The organism is Vibrio cincinnatiensis DSM 19608, assembly GCF_900167345.1.
Lineage (GTDB): Bacteria > Pseudomonadota > Gammaproteobacteria > Enterobacterales > Vibrionaceae > Vibrio > Vibrio cincinnatiensis.
The window spans coordinates 1-1,289 of the sequence record NZ_FUXB01000051.1 but is presented as its reverse complement, the minus strand read 5'-3'; the positions used below and the strand labels follow the sequence as shown (position 1 = coordinate 1,289).

Sequence of the window (1,289 nt, the reverse complement as noted above, 5' to 3'; positions counted from 1 at the left end):
CTCAGTCAACTAGCGGCTCAGTTGCAAAATACGGTAAATCGCTTTCAAGTATAAAAACAGCATTGGCCATCCAACAATCCGAATAAGGGTTAATGATGAATAAAAAATGGTGGGCGTCAAACCCACCATTTTTTCTGTTTTAAGTCACTCGATATAAATTCCCCAGCATAGCTCACATTTTTTTAGCGTAATGCTCCCCTTCATGCTAGAATCCGCCGCCACAACGCAGTAGGAGTTTTCTTACAAACCTACTGTAATAAGGATTATTTTTCACCATATGGATGTGACCCATTTGCTTTTACCACGAGGTCACTCACTTTTATGTCATTCTTAAAAGATTTAGCGATACGTAATAAAATTGCCCTTTCTTTTAGTATAATCGCCTTAATCAACATTATTTTTGGTGTCTATATTTACCGCGCTCTCAATACGATTGAAGATGATGTATTGAATTTAACCGATGATACATTACCATCAATGATGATGGTGAATGATCTGAAGTACAATATGGCGTCCATTCGCCGAGCTCAATTTAGCATACTTTCCGCTACTGATGATTCTGCTATTCAAGAAGACATACAGTGGATGAATGAAATTCAGCAAGAAATTCAAGAACAACTTAATCGCTATGAACGCAGTATTTGGGATGACCATGAGCGTTCTATCTATATGCCTGTAAAAAACTACTGGCAAGCTTATCTTAAAGCCTTATCGTCATTTAATAACGATGTCTTAAATGACAACATCGACAAAGCACTTAGCGATATCAATAACACATTAGCGATCTACGAAAATGTAGAAAACTCTGTAGATGCGCTGTTAAATCTAAACACTTCTTTTGTTACTAATAACCGAACAGGTCTAATTGATTTATTAGATGACGTAGCTGAATTTACCGTTTTTTGTATTATTGCCATTCTTATCTTTATGGCAGTAATGACTTGGCTGCTCTCTAGTTTAATCTGCCGCCCATTACAACTGGTTGTTGAACAAGCTAAAGCCATTGCCAAAGGTAATCTCACCTATAACCTAAACCGACAAGAGATTGGCGAAGATGAACTCGGTAATCTTGCCGATGCGTGTAGCACCATGCAAAATAACCTATCAATCACCGTAGAAGAGATTGTAGCGGGTGCCACTCAACTGGCTCATGCGGTGGATGAAGTCAGTGCTGTCTCTGAGCAAACGTCACATGGCATGCAAGAGCAGCAAGAAGAAGTGATGCAAATCGCCACCGCGATGGCTGAAATGAAGTCGACCGTTGCTGAAGTCGCTCGTAACACAGAAGT

General features: G+C 39.5%; 1 protein-coding gene. It reads left to right on the top strand.

Annotated features, from left to right (window positions below; translation table 11 throughout):
• Positions 1-321: 321 nt before the first annotated feature.
• Positions 322-1,289 (top strand): methyl-accepting chemotaxis protein (locus tag B5D54_RS16790; RefSeq protein WP_139364808.1); only part of this gene is annotated, 968 nt, incomplete at its 3' end.